The following is a 21,325-nucleotide window of genomic DNA, read 5'->3' on the forward strand; positions in this document are numbered from 1 at the left end:
ATCTTTAAATCACCAGCAACTTCATTTCTTGTTCGTTGAGGCAGAAGTGTAGGTGGTCTGTTTGCAAATTTGTTTTGTAAAAAAATTGGGTGGACCAGTGGCGGTTTTCGGCTAGTAGGCCGAAGGGGGCTGCTTGCATTTCGGTTTCGTGGTCGTAGATTTTGTAGGTTACTTCGACGGCGTCTATTCCTACTAAATCGGGATTGGTTTCTTGGTGGTCGAAGGAGTTTTTGACCAAGCTTTCCATTGAGGTTTTTGGTAGGAAATAGGTTTTGTTGGGGAAGCCTGGGTTGTTGTTGTTTCTTAAGGCTGGATGAACTTGGCCTAACAACTGAGTCATTTCTATTAGTTCTATTCCTGCGAACTTTAGTTCTTGTCTTAGAGCGTGGCCATGGACTGCTTGGTAAGTCAGTTGAATACCTTCCGGGACATAGATGGCATCGGGTTTCATGAAGCGTTTGGCGTCTCTCAGTGAATGGATGACATCTTCGGCGAAGGGATCTGAGGCGAAGAGTTCGTGAAGGACCATGTCTACTTTGGGAATCGCATCTGTGGGGATGTCTGTTGAGAATCCTTGGATGAGTGTGATTCTGTCTTGCATACCCATGCGGTTGATTAGAAGTTCTGCGGCTTTGGCCAATAAAGGATTGGCTTCGCAGCAGTAGACTTTTTTAGCTCCGTGGCGGATGGCTAAGACTGACATCAGACCGCTGCCTGCGCCGATTTCTAAAACGACTTTGTCCTTGCAGTTGTTCTTGATGATCGTTTCGTAGAAATGATTTCTTTCATGATCAATCAACATGTCGTAGTGCCAGGCGTGGACGGGGCTTAATGGAGGCTGGGCTTTTGGAGAGGTCTCTTTTTCGCTCATAGAATAACCTTAATCCCCATGCGGCTCTGAGGCAATGGTCTGGTTTTCAATTTGCTGCGGTGATTTTCTAAATAAGTCATATGGCATTAGGTATCCTTGAGGGACTGCCACTCTCGGGGAGCCTAATGAAATTCCTGTCTAAAATTAGTTTCAAGAACTTCAATTTTCGTACGACTTTTGGCTTTTTTATCTGTTTATGCATCACGGTCGTGATCGGCTTTTATCAACAAAAAAGTATTCATTCCATCAAAGAGATCAGTGATATGCGTGCGGTCGCCCGTAGTAGTGCCTACCGCATTGTGAATCTGGAAAATCTTTTGACCGATGCCGAGACCGCTCAGCGAGGGTACCTCTTGGTAGGTGATAAACAGTACCTGCCACCGTATCGCGAAGCTAAAGAAACTATTCCCCGTGCCTTTAAAGAGATCGAAGACAAACTTTGGCAGCAAAAAGATCAAATGGTTCGTCTGAAAAGAGTTGAAACTCTGATCAACAAAAAGCTGGATGAGCTCGAGAAAACTATTTGGTTAACGGACGAGGGTAAAAAAGACGAAGCCATGCGCATTGTGAAAACTGGCGAAGGCAATGCTTACATGACCGAACTTCGCACTCTGTTAAGAGTCATGGATGACGAGCAATTGCGTCTGGTCGCTGAGAGCACCGAAACCATGGCAGACATTGTTAATGATGGGCGAATGGTTCTGCTGTTCGGAAGTATCATTGAAACGATCCTCATCGGTATTTTGATGACTCTAATTGCCAGATCTTATCGTTCAAGAACCCGTGCAATGGAAAGTCTTGCTGCAAGTGCTGCTGATCTGGAAAAGCAACGTGATATCGGTAATCAGGTTATCGAGTTGCAGAATGAAATCGTAAATAATGCGGCTTTGACTGAAAGTGCCGTCATGGATTTGGTGGTTCGTTTATCGGCGCGTTTGACGGGGGCGGATGGCGCGCTGGTTGAAATGATTGAGGGCGATGAACTGGTTTATCGCTATGTTCATGGAGCTGCTCAGCCGTTTTTGGGAATGCGAATTAAAAGTGAAGGAAGTTTTTCAGGGCGTTGTATTCGTGAGATGCGGGCTTTGAACTGTCCTGATGTTGAATTTGAGCCCAGCGTGAACATTGAGGCGTGTCGCAAAGTGAATCTTAAATCCATGGTCGTAGTTCCTTTGCAGCATCATGGACGTATTATTGGTGTATTGAAAAACTATTCGGCCCAAGCTGATTTTTTTAAGGAAGACACTTTCAATGCTCTAAAAATCATCAGTGGTTTCTTGTCTGGCTCCATGGCTCAAGCGCAAGAGTTTTCTGAGAAGGTGAAACTGATCGAAACCTTGGAAAAAACCAAGGCTGACTTGATTGTTTCTACCGAGGCGGCCCAACGTGCGACAGAAGCGAAGTCACGATTCTTGGCGACGATGTCCCATGAGATCAGAACTCCGCTGAACGGGATTTTGGGCATGACCAATCTGTTGTTAGATGGTGGAAAACTTGAAAATGAACAACGCGAATATGGAAATGCCATTAAAACATCTGCCGATGCTTTGTTGACGTTGGTGAATGACGTTTTGGATTTCTCGAAAATCGAATCAGGACACATGACTTTTGAGCAAGTGAACTTTGATATCGTCAGTACTCTGCAAGATATTCATAAGTCTTTTGGATATTCCGCTCGTCAGAAGGATATCAATTTAAGTTTGGATATTGAATCGGGGTTAGCTCCCTTAGTTAAGGGCGATCCTGGACGTGTTCGTCAGGTATTCATGAATTTGATCAGCAATGCTATTAAATTCACGGCGGAAGGTTCTGTTCAGATCAAAGCGTCGATGCTTGGTCAAGATCATCGCGGAATCTGCTTTAAATTTGAAGTCATCGATTCTGGTATTGGTATTCCTGAGCACGTTATCAACAATCTTTTCCAGGAATTCGTGCAGGCCGATCTAAGCACGACGCGCAAATACGGTGGAACTGGTTTAGGTCTGGCGATTTGCAAACGCCTGGTAGAGAAAATGTCGGGGGAGATGGGTGTTATTTCAACGCCGGGTCAGGGTTCCAATTTCTGGTTCACTCTGCGGCTGCAGCCGGGTCAAAATGAACTGCACGCGATCGAGGGGGAATCGACATTGGAAGAGATTCCAACTCGTGAACGTCCTTGGCGTATTTTGATTGCAGAAGACAATCAGATTAATCAGATCATTATTGCTAAGATGCTTGAGCATTTCGGTTTGCGAGGGGATATTGCTGGAAATGGTAAGGAAGTTCTGGAAGCCGTTCACAGTCAGTCCTACGACATGATTCTAATGGATTGCCATATGCCGGAAATGGATGGATATGAGGCCACTGCGCAGATTCGCAGCAGCACAACGATTGTGAATAATAAGATTCCGATCATTGCGATGACTGCCAACGCGATGAAGGAAGATCGCGAAAAAACCATGGCCAGCGGAATGGATGACTTTATCTCGAAACCGCTGGATAAAAAGCGTGTGCGTGCGGTTCTAGCGAAATGGCTGAATCACGTGGCCGCCGAAGAAAAGCGTCAACCAGCTTAGAGAACTTTGATTTGTTGTTGCAAGCGCAGTTCGTTCGAAACTTTTTGTAAGCCTTCGGGGATGTCGATCAAGGCGCCTCGAGGAATTTCCTGTTGGATCTTAAACTTGTGCATCCAGGCCAGAAACTCACGATCAGGACCGCGGCAGATCATTTGGCGGTCTTTGCCTTTTTCTTTTAGGGTATCGCCAACTACGCGAGCTGCAGCGATAGCTTCAGGTTTGGTTTTTCTCATCAATAAATAACTTGTGGTCAAGGTGCGGTTCTTCATAGGAAGCTGCTCTTCCATGCTTAAGAACCACTTGGGAGCATCGAAATGAATGCGGTCGTGGCACCAGTCTGTTTTAGACTGAGTTAGCAAAGGACAAGGTCCTTCGTGCGTGCATGGTGCCCATACGTGAAAGCGTTTTTCTAAAAGCTTCGCACGCAATTCCATGAGTTTGCGACCATCTTGTTGAGTGGAGGGTTCTGCAATCATCAAGGCTTCGCACTCGTAGGCCCATGCTGGAAGATCGCTTAGTTCAGTTAAAGAATAGGAAAATAATGCCAAAGACTTTTTGGGATTCTTGATTTGCGACGTACCGATAGTACGAGTCCATTCTTGAGCTTCAAAGAATGGAAAGTATTTTTCAATCAGGCGCTGCGGCTCGGTTGCACGTTCAATTAGGGTGTATTTTAAATTCTGGGATTCAGAAAGACTTAGCGAAGCGGTCGCCAAACCAGCGCCAAAGTCGAACACTTCTTCGAGGTCATGAAAGAATCCGCGTTTTTCGCCTTCACCAATCACGGCACGCAGGCGAGCCGCATTCAGCGGAAGGTAGTAGCAAAGATACGCCACCTGCGCCCAGGACTCATGCCATGGAGTTTGTCCATCGGGCTGAGTGATAAAAAAGTCAGACAAAGCCAAAACGCATTTCGCCAGTTCCTTGGAATCATTCAAGGAGAGCTTGTAGTCGACCAGTGCCTTCGCAATAGCCTCTTCAAAATTTGCGGGAACGGAGAAATGTCTTTGCATGGATGAGCGGATTCTACAGAGTATTCAGGGCTTTTAGCAAATCTTCGACCTGGATTTCTTCCATAGCGTGGTCGTAAGGGGGATTTTCGTTCTTGGATACGAAAATTTTTACATTCTCTCCGCGCGCGGCCCAGCGACGGGGATGTTGCACACGGACAGGTGAGTAAAGTCCTAAAACGGGTGCTCCTAGGGATGCTGCCATGTGCGCCACGCCCGTACTGGGTACGATGACGGCTTTGGCATTTTTTAACACTGTGAAAAGCTCTGCTGGCTTTAACTGATTTTGCAGATTGATCACTTGGGAGTCATTTTTGAACCGAGCCTTGATTTCGGTCAGAAAAGGTTCGTCTGCAGGAGTTCCCGTCAGGGCAACTTTTGCAAACGGAGTGATCTGCTCAATCAAAGAAATATAACGAGCAGTGGGCCAATTCAAAGCCGATCCGGCCATGCCGGGATGAACTACGACATAATTTTTCTCGGACAACGCATGCTTAGGCAGAAGCCCTGGATTGTTGGCAGCCACCAATTTCAAAACCGGCGTGGGCTCTTTGGATTTTTCATCCAATGCAAAACGCAACAGGTCCATGTTGTAGTCAGCTTCGTGTTGAACAGCTTTGCTGCGACGTTGGCGGAGGCCTTTATTCAAAAACAAAAAGCTGTGCCACTGGGATTGAACTCCTGCGCGCACTTTTACGCCTTCTGCCCATAATGCAAATGCCACCCACCATGGAGCTTGAAAACTGACTGCCACGTCGGGTTTGAATTCACGAATAAAGGCGCGTAAAGATTTAAGGGAGGCTTTCCAATCGTCCTTTGAAAGTTCGATGTAAGAACGTTTCGGATCGGCATTGTCAGGAACAAATCCCAATCCCTTAGCGATAACCCATTTCACTTCACAGCCGGATAAAAATGATGCCTGATCCACGCACATTGTGGATATCAAATCACCGATTTTATCTAGGCGTATAAGTAAAACGCGTTTCATCTTTTCCTAACCGAATATTTAATGCCACGGTGCTTACGTAAACAGGACCTGGCACCTTTTTGAAAGTACATGAACGGGGAGGGTGTGGCAACCGGAAGGATTTTAGGCAAAAAAAAGGGCCCTCTTGCGAGAGCCCTTGGTTTGGTCATTTAAAGACTATCTGTACTCTTCTATTGAAGGGCAAGAGCAGATCAAGTTACGGTCGCCGTAGGCGTTGTCTACGCGTCCTACTACTGGCCAGAACTTGTTCGTGCGCAACCACTCAACCGGGTAAACCGCTTGTTCGCGTGTGTAGGGATGATTCCATTCAGGTTTCATCATCATCTGCGCTGTGTGCGGAGAGTTTTTAAGTGCATTGTTTTCTTTGTCCATTTTGCCAGACTCAACCGCAGCGATTTCGCCACGGATCGCAAGCATCGCATCGATGAAACGATCCACTTCTTGTTTTGGTTCAGATTCCGTAGGCTCGATCATCAATGTGCCTGCCACTGGGAAAGACATTGTTGGCGCATGGAAGCCGTAATCGATCAGACGTTTTGCAACGTCCGTTACGTCGATACCAGATGTTTTCTTGATATCGCGAACGTCGATAATACATTCATGGGCAACGTAACCAGACTTACCTTTGTAAAGAACTGGGTAAGCTTTTTCCAATTTCTTAGCGATGTAGTTTGCTGACAAGATAGAAACCAATGTCGCCTTACGAAGCCCCTCAGCTCCCATCATCGTGATATAAGCCCAAGAGATCGGAAGGATCGAAGCCGAGCCCCAAGGAGCCGACGTCGTTGAAGTGATACCATTTGCAGGGCCTGCTTCAGGAACCAACGAGTGTTTCGGCAAGAATTCTTTCAAGTGAGCGCCCACTCCGATTGGACCTACACCAGGACCGCCACCACCGTGAGGGATCGCGAATGTCTTATGCAAGTTCATGTGAGAAACGTCAGCACCGAAAGTACCTGGGCGGCACATACCAACCAAGGCGTTCATGTTCGCGCCGTCCATGTACACTTGTCCGCCGTTTGCGTGAACGATATCGCAGATCTCTTTAATACCTTCTTCGTAAACGCCGTGAGTGGATGGATAAGTGATCATCAACGCAGACAAGTTGTCTTTGTGTTGTTCAGCTTTTGCTTTTAGATCAGAAATTTCTACGTTACCCAAGTCATCGCAGTTCACCACAACCACTTGCATGCCAGCCAAAGCTGCAGAAGCAGGGTTGGTTCCGTGCGCTGAAGAAGGAATCAAGCAAATGTTTCTGTGACCTTGGCCACGAGATTGGTGGTACTTACGGATCACCAGAAGACCTGCGTATTCACCTTGAGAACCTGCATTTGGTTGCAAGCTTACAGCCGCGAAACCGGTGATATCGCAAAGTTTCGCTTCAAGATCTTTGATCATTTCAATCAAACCAGAAGTTTGAGAAACCGGAGCAAACGGGTGAAGTTTGCTGATCTCTGGCCATGAAACAGGAACCAATTCAGTCGTGGCATTCAATTTCATCGTGCAAGAACCCAATGGAATCATTGAGTGTGTCAAAGTGATGTCTTTGTTTTGCAAGTGGTGAATGTAACGAAGAAGTTCCGTCTCGCTGTGATGCGAGTTAAATACAGGATTTGTCATGAATGCAGATTTACGAGCCAATTCCGCTGGAATTTCCAGTTTCAAAGTATCGTCGATAGCATGACAATCGAAGGCTGCTTTGTTGCCACCATTGAACGCCATCCATACAGTTTCAACGTCAGTCAATGTCACCGTCTCATTCAAGGCGATGCCCAAAGTCTTGTCGTTGATTTTACGGAAGTTCATGCCAAGTTTTTCGGCCTCAGCCAAAATTCCTGCCGCGTTGTCAGAAATAACAGTGATCGTATCAAAGAACGCACCTTTAGAAACATTGTAACCAAGTTTCGAAAGACCATCCGCCATGATCGCTGTCAGGCGATTCACGCGTTGAGCGATTTTCTTAAGACCTTGTGGCCCGTGGTAAACCGCATACATGGAAGCCATGTTCGCCAGAAGCACTTGAGCGGTACAGATATTCGAAGTCGCTTTTTCGCGACGGATATGTTGCTCACGAGTTTGCAAAGCCAAACGCAATGCTTGTTTGCCTTGAGAGTCTACAGAAACACCCACCAAACGACCTGGCATCATGCGTTTGTAAGAATCTTTAGTCGCCAGGAAAGCCGCGTGAGGACCACCGTAACCCAATGGTACGCCGAAACGTTGAGAGTTACCCACAACGATATCAGCACCCCACTCGCCCGGAGGAGTTAGAAGTGTCATTGCTAGCAAGTCCACAGAGGCGACCACGTGTGCACCTTGGGCTTGATATTTTTTAGCAAGATCAGAGTAATTTTCGACAGCACCTTCAGTATCTGGGTATTGGAAGAATACGCCGAACGCTGGTTTCGCGAAATCGTAAGTCGCTGGATTTGTCACGATCATCTCAAGCCCCAAAGGCTCTGCGCGAGTGCCAAGGACTTCGATCACGTGCGGATGCATTTTATCTGAAACGACAAATGCTGTTGCTTTTGTTTTGCAAAGAGCGTGAGCCATGAACATCGCTTCAGCAGCCGCTGTGCCTTCATCCAATAGAGAAGAATTGGAAATTTCCATTCCTGTTAGATCAGCAACCATCGTTTGGAAATTCAAAAGTGCTTCCAAACGTCCTTGAGCGATCTCTGCCTGGTAAGGCGTGTATGCTGTGTACCACACTGGATTTTCAAAGATGTTTCTTTGAATGATCGTTGGCGTGATGGAATCATGGAAGCCCAAGCCGATATAAGACTTCATGACTTTGTTTTTTGAAACCATCGATTTCAAATGATTCAACAAACCGAATTCGGAAATACCCGGGCCAACGCCGTCGAATTTATGATCCGTGCGGATTTGAGAAGGAATAATTTTGTTAGCCAGCTCGTCCAAATTGGCAAAACCCAACTCTTTCAACATCGCCTGGATGTCGGAGTCGCTTGGTCCAATGTGGCGGGGGATAAATTCATTTCTAGGAGACAAATCGTCGATTTTCATAAGCACCTCAATGCGCAGAAGGAGCCTAGCATAAGGGAGAAAACGATTAAAGCTTTGTAGAGGAAGCAACTAGGCTAATGCAAGGCAATATGACTACTTTACCACAGGTCTGAATTCAGCTTCGCATTCAGCCATGATTTTTTTGGGATTCCCGCCCATTTGGCAGGCTTTGATCCAAGTACGGGCTTGGTTTTGGCGCTCGGAATCGGCCATAAAGGCATCCATTCGGCTTTGTAGGGACGGCAGATTTGTTAACAATACGGTTTCGACCTGCAAGGCGAGCAAAATCTTGTTTTTGGAAGCCAGGGATTCCTTATTTAGAACATCTTTCAGAATCTCGCGAACAGAAACGGGGACCGCTCGGGAAACTGAGTTCATCTGCCATATTTTAAAGCGGAACATGGGATCTTGAAACGCCTTGGTGCCAGCAGCGTTAAAGAACTCGGTCAAATAGGGCGTACGCTCGTTTAAAAGTAATTCCTGGCTGAGAGAGGAAGGGTTGCAAACGGTTTTACAGAATGGAGGCATTGTCTTATTTTGCAGCACCTTTTCAAGACCCGCAAAAGAATCCAGTTCCGCCATATAGCTTTCGCCGATCTTCATCACTTCATGAAGGTTGTGATTATTATTGTTTTCATCGTGGATATGGTTCAGCACGTAATAGGTGACTCCACCTATAGCAACAAAAAGAGTTGTGATGCTGATAACGGCGAAAAGCAGAAGATGCTTCGCGATGATTTTAAAAACCTTCATTCAGGCTTAATCATCGCAATTTACACAGGGGATTTCAATGAATCGAGCGTCAGGACCAACGAAGGTCTAATTGCATTTTTGATGTTTATAAAGTGTAGCAACTTCTGCAGCTGTGAGGGCGGTGTTCCATATCGTAAATTCGTCCATTTTACCGCTGAATGCAGTGGAATCGGGATTCGTTGCAGTACTAGCTGGGACGCCCGCTAAATAAAACGGATAGGTTGCATCACTTGAATAACCACCTGTCCCGGCTTGCTGCCAGTTGTAACCGTTGTAAGACGTATAGTTTGGACAACTGCCCGTAAGGCGAGGGTCTGCTGCACCTGTATATTTAAGCTCGGTTCCATCGACGTAAATTTTTGATGAAGTTGAAGTCGATGTCCCATCCCAGGTGATCACGATATGATGCCAAGAATTTATGAAATAAGAGCCCAGGGCTGGGCATGAAAACACCTGGAAGTTATTTGTCGAGTGAACTTTGATAAAGCCAAACTGCCCACTGGGTTCCAAGGTAGAGAAAAACCCTCTGCTGCCGTTGTTGTCACTTTTATAGAAAAAGCGAATGGCTTTCGTTGTTGGCAGAGCCGAAATATTTATCCAGAAACTAAAAGTCGCAGCTGGCAAGTTATCTAAAGCTGTGCCGCTCACACCAATGATGTCATTGGCATTTCCTGTTGCCGTCAGGAATTGTCTGAAATTCGCGATCGCAGCGGGAGCCGCCGAGTGACTGGTATAAGAAAGTGTAGAGGATGCTATCGTTGCAGTTGCATCAGTACTAGGAGCTGCCGACGCTATGGTCGCGCCATTTGTAATTGTACCTGAGCCATCAAAATGCCAGATGGCCTTAATAGCATTGGCTTGAGGCATCCAAGCCGCGCGCGCAGGACTTTTGCATTCCTGACCATTGAACGCTGAAGGCAAACCTGTTTGTGTGCCGGGAATCTGGGCCTGAGAAACAGACCCAGAAAGCAAAATCATCATGATTGAGCCGATGGTTTTATTCATGATTAGTTATATCCTGTCGACCAAGTGATGTAACAATCGTAAGTCGAACCGTTGTAAATAGTGATGATGGAATAAATCGAAGGTGTACCGGCAACCGTTGCTTGGTTTGAAGGCGAGAACTTCGACGAGTTACAGCCGGAGAAAGTGTAAGTACGGGAAGTTGTATCTGTAATCACCAAAGTATAGTGACCACCATTCGCCATGTTCGAAAGTGTGATAGTTGATCCACCTACAGAAGCCAATGTGTGCGTGTTACTTGTTGAAAGGTCCACAGCCGCAGCTGCTACAGTGGTTGGTGTGCCAGCGACCGCATATTTAGTCGTGATAGTTCCGGCATTAGCGATGGACATTCTTTCTGTACCGCCAGTTTGGAAGCTTAAGCGACCGTCGGAGTTGATCAGTTGCAGACTTGAAGACATCGTTTGGTCAGCAGTACGCATGGTTACTGAAGCACCGTTACCACTTGGAGTGGAGAAGTAAACGTAACCTTTGTGAACGTTCGAGCCGTCATAAACTTTGGCCATTAATTGACCACGTCCTGATGCACCCGAGTAATCGAATCCACCCATGCGCAGATTTCCGTCAGTGCTGAACGAAGCCGTCGTATAGTCACCGGCAGAACCGGAACCATTCACTTCCAGTGGGTAAGTCGGAGTGGTTTGCCCGATACCAATTTTACCGTTAGCAAGGATCGTCATACGAGCAGAACCTGCTGTATTGATCGTCAACGAGTTCGAATCAGCCGTACCGATCGTTGCAGCAGCACCGAAGGAGTTGCCACCGTTTACGTAAACAGAAGTCGGCAAGTCTGTAGAAGCAATCGTTCTGAAAGTTGGATTCCCGTCGGCACCAGTGGGCGCAGCGAGGAATGTTTTTTGAGTTTGAGAGCCAAAGCTAGAAGTAGAAACCGATACGGCCTGACAAGCCCAACCCGAAACAGTCCAAGTTGCCACGTGCCCCGCTGTAGAGCAGCCGAAATCGTAAAACTTGCCAGTGGAGTCCTTAATAACCATGTTTGAAGTACCAGCGTTAACACCCGTGAAATTCATGTTGGTACCAAGGATCGTCGCACTTGCGATTTTAGACGTCGTCACAGCGCCCGCAGCGATCGTCGCAGCGGAAGAGCCTGGACCTGATGCAGTCACATCACCTGTCAAAGCAGTGATATAGTTACCCGCCGCTTGTTTTGCAGCGAATGCATCGTAATCGGTTTTGCTTAAAAGACCTGCCGTTACGCTTGAAGCAGAAGCCATTGGGATATTAAGTGTATGTGCAGAGCCTGCAGATGACCACGCTGGAGCTGTGCCAGATGTGCCCGGAGTTGCGAAAGTTTGAGTCGTTGTCGACAAACCATTCATGGAAACGATGGCTGCGCCAACTGAGCCCACCACTTTAATACCGGAACCATCCCAATACTTCACAACATTCGAAGTCGTGTTGAACCAAGTTTTACCTTTATCGGAAGCACCCCAACCCGTTGTAAGAGTCGCTTCAGTCGCATCTGTGTAATTGCCAAGACCTAGGGATCCTGTCATCACATCACCAGCTTTATTGACGGGAGTGTAAGTTAAAGCTGTTGTGATATCACCAGCAGCTAAGTTAGCACCTGTTGTCACGCGACCTTTTGTATCAACTGTCACTTTCGTGTAAGTACCAGCAGATACAACGTTCGCAAGAGTCAAAGCACCTGCATTTGAAATCGTCGCATCACCTGACATTGTCGCTGCAGTAGCAGTACCAGAGACGCCCACCCAGATTTTTCCATCAGCAAGTGTTGGCAAAAGGGCCGTCGGCGCCTGACATGCAAAGCCTGAAGCTGTCCAAGTCGGGATATGCCCTGCCGTAGAACATGTGAAATCCATGAATTTGCCGGTGTTGTCCTTAAGCACGATGCCAGTCGTTGATGCATTGACGCCTGTGAAATCCAGATCGGCACCCACAATAGTGCCATCTGCAATTTTCGAACTCGTCACCGCATTCGATGCGATCGTTGCAGCAGCAGAGCCAGGACCAGACGCTGTTACGTCACCAGTTAAGGCAGTCACATAGTTACCCGCCGCTTGTTTTGCAGCGAATGCATCATAGTCAGTTTTACTTAAAAGACCGGCCGTCACACTCGAAGCCGACGCCATTGGAATATTTAAAGTATGAGCTGAACCTGCAGAAGACCAAGCAGGAGCGGTGCCAGATGTGCCCGGAGTCGCGAAAGTTTGAGTCGTCGTCGATAAACCATTCAAAGAGACAACCGCTGCACCCACTGCGCCGACAACTTTAATACCAGAGCCATCCCAGTACTTAACAACGTTAGAGGTAGTATTGAACCAAGTTTTACCTTTATCCGAAGCGCCCCAACCAGTCGTTAAAGTACCTTCACCAGCATCGTTGTAATTGCCAAGACCCAATGAACCTGTCATCACGTCGCCAGCTTTATTGACTGGAGTGTAAGTCAAAGCCGTCGTGATATCACCAGCAGCTAGGTTAGCACCTGTGGTCACGCGACCTTTTGTATCCACTGTAACTTTCGTGTATGTTCCTGCAGATACCACGTTGGCCAAAGTCAAAGCACCAGCATTTGAAAGAGTCGCATCACCACTCATCGTGACCGCTGTTGCTGCGTTAGAGCCATCACCAACCCACATTTTACCGTCAGCAAGCGAAGGAAGAAGTGGAGACGGAGCCGCGCAAGACCAACCACTTACAGACCAAGTGGCAACGTGCCCCGCAGTCGAACAACCGAAGTTTGCGAATTTACCAGAAGAATCTTTGATTACTAGATTTGCAGTACCTGCATTTGTACCCGTGAAATCCATGTCTGCGCCAACGATCGTACCGTCAGCGATTTTTGAACTTGTCACAGCGTTGGCAGCAATTGTTGCAGCAGCAGAACCAGGACCCGAGGCTGTCACATCACCAGTCAAAGCAGTTACATAGTTACCCGCCGCTTGTTTTGCTGTAAACGCGTCGTAATCCGTTTTACTTAAAAGACCTGCAGTAACACCTGCACCAGATGCCATTGGAATGTTTAACGTATGGGCGTTCGAAGCAGATGACCAAGCAGGTGCTGTACCCGATGTGCCTGGAGTAGCAAAAGTTTGAGCGGAACCAGATTCACCATTTAGTGAAGTCAAACCAGCGCCAGAAACTCCCAAGGCCTGAGCCGCAGAACCGTCCCAGTATTTCACTTGATTCGTCGAAGTATTAAACCAAGTTTTACCTTTATCAGAAGCACCCCAACCGGTGATCAAAGTCGCCTCTGTCGCATTCGTGAAATTGCCGAGTCCCAAAGAACCCGTCATCACGTCACCAGCTTTATTCACAGGCGTGTAAGTCAAAGCCGTCGTGATGTCACCAGCCGCTAAGTTTGCACCTGTCGTCACGCGACCTTTTGTATCAACGGTAACTTTTGTATAAGTACCTGCGGAAACGACATTCGCCAGTGTCAACGCACCTGCATTTGATAGAGTTGCATCACCACTCATCGTAACAGCAGTTGCTGCGTTAGAGCCATCACCGACCCACATTTTACCGTCAGCCAGTGAAGGAAGAAGGGGAGATGGAGCAGCGCAAGACCAACCGGTCACGGACCAAGTCGCTACGTGACCTGCTGTAGAACAACCGAAGTTTGCGAACTTACCAGAAGAGTCTTTAATAACTAGATTCGCAGTGCCAGCGTTCACACCTGTAAAGTCCATATCCGCGCCAACAACCGTACCGTCCGCGATCTTAGAGCTCGTTACTGCATTGGCTGCGATTGTTGCAGCAGCTGAACCTGGGCCCGCAGCTGTCACATCACCAGTTAATGCTGTCACATAGTTACCTGCTGCTTGTTTTGCAGCGAAAGCATCGTAATCAGTTTTATTTAAAAGACCCGCAGTAACACCTGCAGCAGATGCCATTGGGATATTCAATGTGTGAGTATTAGAAGCAGAAGACCAAGCCGGAGCCGTACCAGAAGTTCCCGGAGTCGCGAATGTCTGCGCAGAACCTGACTCACCATTCAAAGAAGTCAATCCCGCACCAGAAACACCTAAAGCTTGAGCTGCTGAGCCATCCCAGTATTTCACTTGATTCGTCGAAGTGTTGAACCAAGTTTTACCTTTGTCGGAAGCGCCCCACCCAGTAATTAACGTTGCTTCGGTAGCATTCGTGAAATTGCCAAGACCCAAAGACCCCGTCATCACATCGCCAGCTTTGTTCACTGGAGTGTAAGTCAAAGCGGTTGTGATATCCCCAGCTGCTAAGTTAGCACCTGTTGTGACACGACCTTTAGCATCGATAGTCACTTTAGTGTAAGTACCAGCAGTGGCAACAGTCGCAAGAGTCAATGCACCTGCATTCGAAAGAGTCGCATCACCCGACATTGTGACTGCTGTCGCCGTTCCAGTAACACCAACCCACATTTTGCCATCTGCAAGAGTAGGGAGAACTGGAGAAGGTGTCTGACATGAAAAACCAGAGGCTGTCCAAGTCGGAACCTCACCGGCAGTAGAACAAACGAAACTTAAAAACTTACCTGTGGAATCTTTAAGAACCATTCCTGTTGTCGCACTATTGGCACCAGTGAAATCCATGTTTGTGCCAAGAATAGTTGCTGAAGCAATTTTTGCAGAAGTAACCGCGCCCGAGGCAATCGTCGGATTCGGATAAGTGCCAGTCAGGTCGCCACCTGCAGAGGCGCCAGATTGAAGTGCTCCCGTGATACGAGCATCATTACCCGCAGCAAAGTTATTCGCACCGGTACCTTGAAGAGAAGAAATTGTAACGTCTGTAGGGCCCGCAGCCGAACCTGAGTTATTTCCCTTTAAAGTATAAGCGCCCATGTTTGCAAGCTTGGCATTTGTCACAGCACTGTTTGTGATCGTAGCAGTTGCAGAGCCCGGTCCAGAAGCCGTCACTTCACCAGTAAGATCGGTGATCGCTGCACCTGTAGAGCCTACAGCCACAGCAGCAGTACCATTCCAGTATTTCAATTCATTCGATGTCGAGTTGAACCAGATTTTACCTTTATCAGCCGCCACCAAACTTGGATCCGCTGCATTGTTTGAAACGTGAAGACTTTTGTTTGCAGACATCGTCATAAAGCCGATGTTCGTGATGTTGTTGCTAGCCATGTCGATAGCGCCAGACATCGTGCCACCAGCTAGTGGTAATTTGGTCGCATCCGTTGTCGAAGGAGCTTGGCAGCCCCAACCCACGGCAGTCCAAGTTGCAACGTGACCTACAGTCGAACATGCAAACTCTGCAAACTTACCAGTGGAATCTTTGATGACGATACTTGATGTCGCAACGTTCGTTCCCGTGAAATCCATATCAGCAGCGACAACCGTGCCATCAGCGATTTTACCCGTAGTAACTGCATTGTTCGCAATCGTAGGTGACGGGTAGGAACCACTCAAATCACCACTCGCAGATCCACCCGGTGCGATACCAGTAATTGTTGTCGGCGTCACCGAAGTGATGCGACCCGTGGCATCGACAGCCACCACCGGAACTTGCGTAGCTGAGCCATATGTACCTGCAGTCACACCCGAGTTACCAAGTGAAACTGTGACATTCCCAGTAGTACCGCCACCAGTAAGACCGGTGCCGGCCGTCACTCCCGTCAGAGTACCTGTTGAAGTAGCAACGCAAGAAAACGTCGTTCCGTTCCAGCTTAATGCCTGGCCAGCAGCACACGAAGTTAAGCTTGCTTTCAACACAAGGTCGTTAATTGTTTTATCAGCCAAAGTTTGGGCAGAGTAAGAAGACATCGCGAAAGGAACTGAACGAATCGTATTTGCCGGATCAACTGCTTGCCAACCGGTGCCGTCGTGGAAACTTACTTTCAAAAGACGTTCAGAAGTCGAAGAGGCAGCCCAAGTACCACCGCCATAACAGTTATGAGTAATTCCATTTGTGAAAGAGTCAGAAAGTTTATTTGCACCACCGGCTGCATAAATCACGTTGCCATCACCGATTGCGATATCAAAGATACCATCGGAGTTTTGCATATTGATGTGTTGGCGTTCTTCGTAATACAGAACACACAATCCATCTGTGGAAGTAATTTGGAATCTAAAAGAGACGTCGTTGTAGTTTAAAGCATTTCCGGTGGAATCAACGATACGACCCTGGTATGTGAGCTTTTGCGGAGACGCACTTGCTACGGATGTTATAAATCCAAGCAATATCAGCGTAAAAGCAGTTGTGATTTTTTTACCGATTCGCATGAGACGTCCCTGTTAAGAAGTCGTTAAAAAACGTTCCTAAGTACTCTTCGGTATGGAAAATCAATAAGTTAAGTAGTGTTGCGAAATTGAAACCAAAAAAAAGATCACTTTATTGCGGAACGCGTTCGGGAACACTCAAGTGCAATTAATAAGATTTGGTAAAGACAATCTTTAAGTTACCACACAGACGTTCGGGTAGTTACGAGTTTCGTCCCCGCAATTTTCATGGATCATTTCGAGAATATTCCCCGGGACTTCTATCAATTTTCGGAGATTTTTTATCGCAATTAATTGCACTTTTGTTGCCGATAAAGACTCAAAACTTCCGCCGGAGAGAGCGCTACATTCCATATCGCAAACTCATCAAGCTTACCTATGATCCCTTTGGAGGATGGATTGGTGGAGGTGCTCGCAGGGAGGCCGCTGAGATAAAAAGATTGAGCGGCTTCGGAAGCAAGTGATCCGGAGCCAGCGAAGGCACTTGCACGCCCGTTATACAGTGACCAGTTGTCGCAATCATGTGTTGCATCGATACGCGGATCGGCGACACCGGTGTACACAAGTTCCGTTCCATCTACAAAAATTTTGAGATTTGTTTCCGCCGTGCCGCCCGCCCAAGTCACAACCACTTGATGCCATGAACCGAAAAAATAACTCGATTTCACAGGGCAAGTTTGAATTTTCTGATTCCCGCCGGAATAGACTTTATGAAACTCAAGAATGCCCTCTGTTCTTATTAGAAAAAAGTACCCCTGATTTCCATTGTTGTCGCTGCGATAAAATATTCTTTGATGGTTCGTGACCGGAATGGCCATGTTTATCCAAAAGCTCCACGTGCCCGCACTTTGTGCCGGAAGACCGGAGACAGAGATGATATCTCCGTCGTTACCAGTGGTCGTTAGATGCTGGCGCAGATTCGCCAGGGGAGAGGGCGTTGCCGCATGATTTGTATAAGACAGTGTGGAAGAAGGATTCGCCGCCGTCGCGTCGTAGGATCCGGTGATGGACTTAATCGTTGCGCCATTTGTGATTGTTCCTGGTGAGCCATCGAAGTTATATGAAGCAATCAGGGAATTACTTTGAGGAAGCCACGCAGATTTATAAATCGGCGCACATCGATTGGGCGTTCCGGCATCCAATAAGGCACCCGTCATTGCACTGGTTTGAGCGAGCGCAACCGCAGGAGTTAAAATATAAAGTAAAAATATTTTTTTAACCATTATTGGTAACCCGTTGCCCAGGTGATCAAGCAGTCAAAGTTTGCGCCATTTTTTATAGTTAAAATATTGTACGTCGACCAGGTTCCTGAAACTGTCGCCGCATTCGGAGGAATAAACTTCGAAGTATTACATCCACCGAAAGTGTAAGTCCGCGAAGTGGTGTCTTGAATAACCAATGTGTAGTTACCACCGTGAACCATGTTTGAAAGTGTAATAGCGGAACCACCCACAGTCGTCAGAACGGTCGTGTTACTTGTTGCTAAATTCACAGAGGCATTGGCGATCGTATTTGGGGTGCTGACGATAGTACCCGTGACTTCCAGTTTCGCATTGGCATTCGGCGCAGTGTTGTTAATGCCCACACGCCCTGCAAAATAGTTCGTGTCGTTTGCTCCACTTTGATAAATCCCGTAGCTGCTCGTCGAACCATTCATGGGGTCAATGTAAACTCCGTAGCCATTTGTCAGCGAGCTGGTTCCCGAAATGCTCGTTGAAACATACAATCCGCGAAACGTATCCACGGTACCAGATGTTGAACTATTCAGATGGGAGTAAAATCCATTCACATAAGTCATGTTGCCCGCTGCAAATTTGCTTACCAATGCTTCGACCGCATTGGCATTGCCAATAACTCCGGTACCACCTTGTTCGACCAATCCTGCCATCCCGGTTAAGGTGGCTCCATTCAATCGGGTATTACTCCCATAGTTTGCTACTGTTCCCTGGCTTCCATAGTAAGTAGCGGTCGAGGCCGCTGTCGGTTCAGCAGTGGCATAGAAAAAATTTGTATAGAGTTGACCTGAAGTTCCTGTAAGTGCGGAGTTCACCTGAAAATTTGCGGAAGGAGAGGTCGTTCCAATACCCACCTTGCCCGTGGGAAGAACGGTCATGATTTGGTTTGCACCATCCAAAGTAATATTGAAAGGAATGTTTTCGTCAGACCATAGATCAAGAGTGGTGGAGTCCGGACCGAATGAAGTTGATTTGGCTCCGCGGTAAAATGTCAGCTGCGAAGTATTACCTGATGTTGATCTAAATCCCAATTCATCAGCATTAACTTCCACTGTGCCCGAAGACGCTAAAGTCATCCTGGTTGTGCCATTAGTTTTAAATGTCAAATTTCTTGCATCATTCGTTCCCAGCGACGCCGCTGTTCCAAACGAATTACCGCCATTGGTGAATACGCCCGTGGCTCCCGTGATTGGTAAATCTGCAGAGGCAATGGTTCTGAATGTCGCATTTCCTGATGAACCACTGGGAGCTGCCAGGAATGTGTTTTGAGCCTGAGATCCAAAGCTTGAAGCACTCACACTGATGGCTTGGCAAGACCAACCTGCAACACTCCAGGTGGCAACATGTCCCGCAGTGCCGCAGGCAAAGTCAAAAAATTTACCGGTCGAATCTTTCAAGACCATGTTTGTGGTGGCAGCGTTCACGCCGGTAAAATTAAGGTTTGAACCCAGGATTGTTGCTGATGCGATTTTGCCTGTGGTGACTGCACTGTTTGCAATTGTTGCGGCAGCGGAGCCAGGACCCGTCGCAGTTACATCACCTGTTAAAGCTGTGACGTAACTGCCGCTTGCTTGTTTTCCAGCGAAGGCATCATAGTCCGCTTTACTAAGGAGGCCCGCAGTCACTCCCGCCGAGGAGGCCAAGGGAATGTTAAGTGTATGCGAGTTAGATGTTGATGACCAAGAGGGTGCTGTGCCAGAAGTACCCGGAGTAGCAAATGTTTGCGAAGAACCCGTCTCACCATTCAGTGAAGTCAAACCACTGGAACCACCGCCACTGACGGCTGTTGCCGTAACCGAAGTGATGCGACCCGTGGCATCCACAGCAATGACAGGCACTTGCGTTGCAGAACCATAAGTGCCAGCGGTCACTCCTGAAGCTGCAAGGGAAAGCGTGACATTTCCAGTTGTACCGCCTCCTGTAAGGCCAGTGCCCGCAGTCACCCCAGTCAAGGTCCCTGAAGAAGTAGCTACGCAAGAAAACGTCGTCCCATTCCAACTCAATGCCTGACCAGCAGTACAAGATGTTAAGCTTGCTTTCAAAATCAGATCATTCAAAGTTTTATCAGCCAAGGTTTGTGCCGAGTAAGAAGACATTGCAAACGGAACGGAGCGAATGGTGTTTGCCGGATCAATCGCCTGCCAACCTGTGCCGTCATGAAAGCTTACTTTTAAAAGACGTTCAGAGCTTGCCGAAGCAAACCATGTTCCACTGCCATAACAATTATGAGTCACTCCGTTGATGAAAGTGTCTGAAAGCTTGTTGCTGCCACCGACTGCATAAATCACTGAACCATCGCCGATCGCGATATCAAAGATCCCATCGGAGTTTTGCATATTGATGTGTTGGCGCTCTTCGTAATACAGAACGCAGAGCCCATCCATTGAAGTAATTTGAAAACGAAACGTTACATCGTTGTTCGTCAACGGGTGTCCCGTAGAGTCGACAATGCGACCTTGATATGTCAATTTTTGTGGAGATGCATATACCATCAGTGGTGTAAATAATATGAGTGACAGCAATCCCAAAAATTTTGTGATTCGATTACCGATTGTCATAAGACGTCCCTGTTTAGATCCGTTTAATAAACGTTCCAAAGGACTCTTCGGTTAGAAAATTCAACTGGTTAATGAGGTATCTTCGAATGGAATTGAAATTCAGATCACATTGAGGTGTGAAATTATAAGACAAAATGGGTGATGATTTTATGGGAGTTGGCGAAGAGATAAGTGCGCAACTCATTTTTGAAAATGTGAGCAAGGCATAGAAGCTGGATCCAAGGGGATCAAAGTTCTATGCCTTGAGCTGAGACATCTACTTGCGAGTTACCTTTTTTGTAGCTTTGCGAACGGCTTTCTTTGCCGCTTTGGCTGGGCGTTTCGCGGCAGCTTTCTTTGCTGTTTTTGCGGCACCTTTTTTTGCAGTCATTGTTTTTTTGAACAATGCTTTTTCCAATTTGGTTTTTTGGACCATCGCTTTTTTCTTAGCGACTTGGATGTTTTTTTCAAGAGCGTCAGCAGATTTTTTGATTTTCGCAATTGTTGTCGTTACTTCTTTTTCAAGCTTCTCTTCAGAGGCGCTCAAAACTTTAACGATCTCTTGGTATTTTTCCCAAGCTTGCTCGATCTTTTGTTGTTTGGTTTGGTCGAACTTTCCTTTAAGGTCGCCTTCGCGTTTTTTGATTTCGTCGCTTAAAGTTTGGAAGTTCTCAAGAAGGTTTTGGACGTTCTTGTTCTTTGAGAGGTTATTCAAAAGTTTCTGAAATGATGCAGATGACATGATTTCTCCTTTCAAGAGCTCGAAAACCACTTTACACCCGTGGTTTCCGAATTAAAAGACTCGAACCGTTATTTTGACACAAAATTAATGGTGTCTAGCCAAATTTCGCGATTGTTAGAGAATCTACCTGGGAATTTTTCCGTCGCCTGCTCACGAAGAGGCATTGCGTGCTCCGCAATATAGGATTTAATAGAGTCTTCACTCTCGACTTTGAAAACGATACGAAGTTCTTTTGCTGAGGATTCCATCGCTCCACCTTTGCGAAGGCAAAGATCCGCACTGATAAATCCTGGAATTTTCAATGCTTGCGGAATGTAGTCAGTTTTCAACCACTCTACGTACTCATTGTAGACTTCGTATTGAACAGTTGTCTGCACGATATAGGTAACCATTTGT

12 protein-coding genes are annotated in these 21,325 nt (G+C 47.0%); 1 reads left to right on the forward strand and 11 read right to left on the reverse strand.

Features of this window, described 5'->3' with window-relative positions; translation table 11 throughout:
• Positions 1-4: 4 nt before the first annotated feature.
• On the reverse strand, positions 5-871 hold the full coding sequence (locus ACLSU7_RS15185) for a 50S ribosomal protein L11 methyltransferase (protein WP_413292759.1): 867 nt from the start codon (positions 869-871) through the stop codon (positions 5-7).
• A 125-nt stretch (positions 872-996) separates the two neighbouring features.
• On the opposite strand from ACLSU7_RS15185, the gene ACLSU7_RS15190 reads away from it, so the two are divergent.
• Positions 997-3,426, forward strand: coding sequence for a CHASE3 domain-containing protein (locus tag ACLSU7_RS15190; RefSeq protein ID WP_413292760.1), 2,430 nt, complete (start codon positions 997-999; stop codon positions 3,424-3,426).
• Here the strand turns inward: ACLSU7_RS15190 and ACLSU7_RS15195 are convergent.
• The 10 genes from ACLSU7_RS15195 to ACLSU7_RS15240 all read right to left on the reverse strand — a co-directional run bounded on the left by ACLSU7_RS15195 (position 3,423) and on the right by ACLSU7_RS15240 (position 21,321).
• Entirely contained in the window at positions 3,423-4,439 is a 1,017-nt protein-coding gene (locus ACLSU7_RS15195; protein ID WP_413292761.1) for a small ribosomal subunit Rsm22 family protein, read from the reverse strand. The two genes, ACLSU7_RS15190 and ACLSU7_RS15195, sit on opposite strands and share 4 nt — an antisense overlap.
• Positions 4,440-4,452: 13 nt before the next feature.
• A complete protein-coding gene (locus ACLSU7_RS15200; RefSeq protein ID WP_413292762.1) occupies positions 4,453-5,424 on the reverse strand; it encodes a glycosyltransferase family 9 protein in 972 nt (323 codons plus the stop codon).
• A gap of 156 nt (positions 5,425-5,580) precedes the next feature.
• Positions 5,581-8,451, reverse strand: a complete 2,871-nt coding sequence (gene gcvP, locus ACLSU7_RS15205) for an aminomethyl-transferring glycine dehydrogenase (protein ID WP_413292763.1) — start codon at positions 8,449-8,451, stop codon at positions 5,581-5,583.
• A gap of 93 nt (positions 8,452-8,544) precedes the next feature.
• Positions 8,545-9,204 (reverse strand): hypothetical protein, encoded by a 660-nt coding sequence (locus tag ACLSU7_RS15210; protein ID WP_413292764.1) that lies wholly within the window; start codon positions 9,202-9,204, stop codon positions 8,545-8,547.
• A 66-nt stretch (positions 9,205-9,270) separates the two neighbouring features.
• Positions 9,271-10,209 carry a LamG domain-containing protein gene (locus ACLSU7_RS15215; RefSeq protein ID WP_413292765.1) on the reverse strand — a complete coding sequence of 313 codons (939 nt, stop codon included), beginning with the start codon at positions 10,207-10,209 and terminating at the stop codon, positions 9,271-9,273.
• Positions 10,210-10,211: 2 nt separating this feature from the next.
• Positions 10,212-16,418, reverse strand: a complete 6,207-nt coding sequence (locus ACLSU7_RS15220; protein WP_413292766.1) for a hypothetical protein — start codon at positions 16,416-16,418, stop codon at positions 10,212-10,214.
• 287 nt (positions 16,419-16,705) lie between these two features.
• Complete coding sequence (locus tag ACLSU7_RS15225; RefSeq protein ID WP_413292767.1) at positions 16,706-17,638, reverse strand: LamG-like jellyroll fold domain-containing protein; 933 nt, start codon at positions 17,636-17,638, stop codon at positions 16,706-16,708.
• On the reverse strand, positions 17,638-20,142 hold the full coding sequence (locus ACLSU7_RS15230; protein WP_413292768.1) for a beta strand repeat-containing protein: 2,505 nt from the start codon (positions 20,140-20,142) through the stop codon (positions 17,638-17,640). Before ACLSU7_RS15230 ends, ACLSU7_RS15225 begins: the two co-directional genes overlap by 1 nt.
• 322 nt (positions 20,143-20,464) lie before the next feature.
• Positions 20,465-20,929 (reverse strand): actin-binding protein, encoded by a 465-nt coding sequence (locus ACLSU7_RS15235; protein WP_413292769.1) that lies wholly within the window; start codon positions 20,927-20,929, stop codon positions 20,465-20,467.
• A 68-nt stretch (positions 20,930-20,997) separates the two neighbouring features.
• On the reverse strand, positions 20,998-21,321 hold the full coding sequence (locus tag ACLSU7_RS15240) for a DUF4286 family protein (protein WP_413292770.1): 324 nt from the start codon (positions 21,319-21,321) through the stop codon (positions 20,998-21,000).
• Between the last annotated feature and the right edge of the window lie 4 nt (positions 21,322-21,325).

The sequence above is a fragment of the Bdellovibrio sp. HCB185ZH genome (genome assembly GCF_047302455.1).
Classification (GTDB): domain Bacteria; phylum Bdellovibrionota; class Bdellovibrionia; order Bdellovibrionales; family Bdellovibrionaceae; genus Bdellovibrio.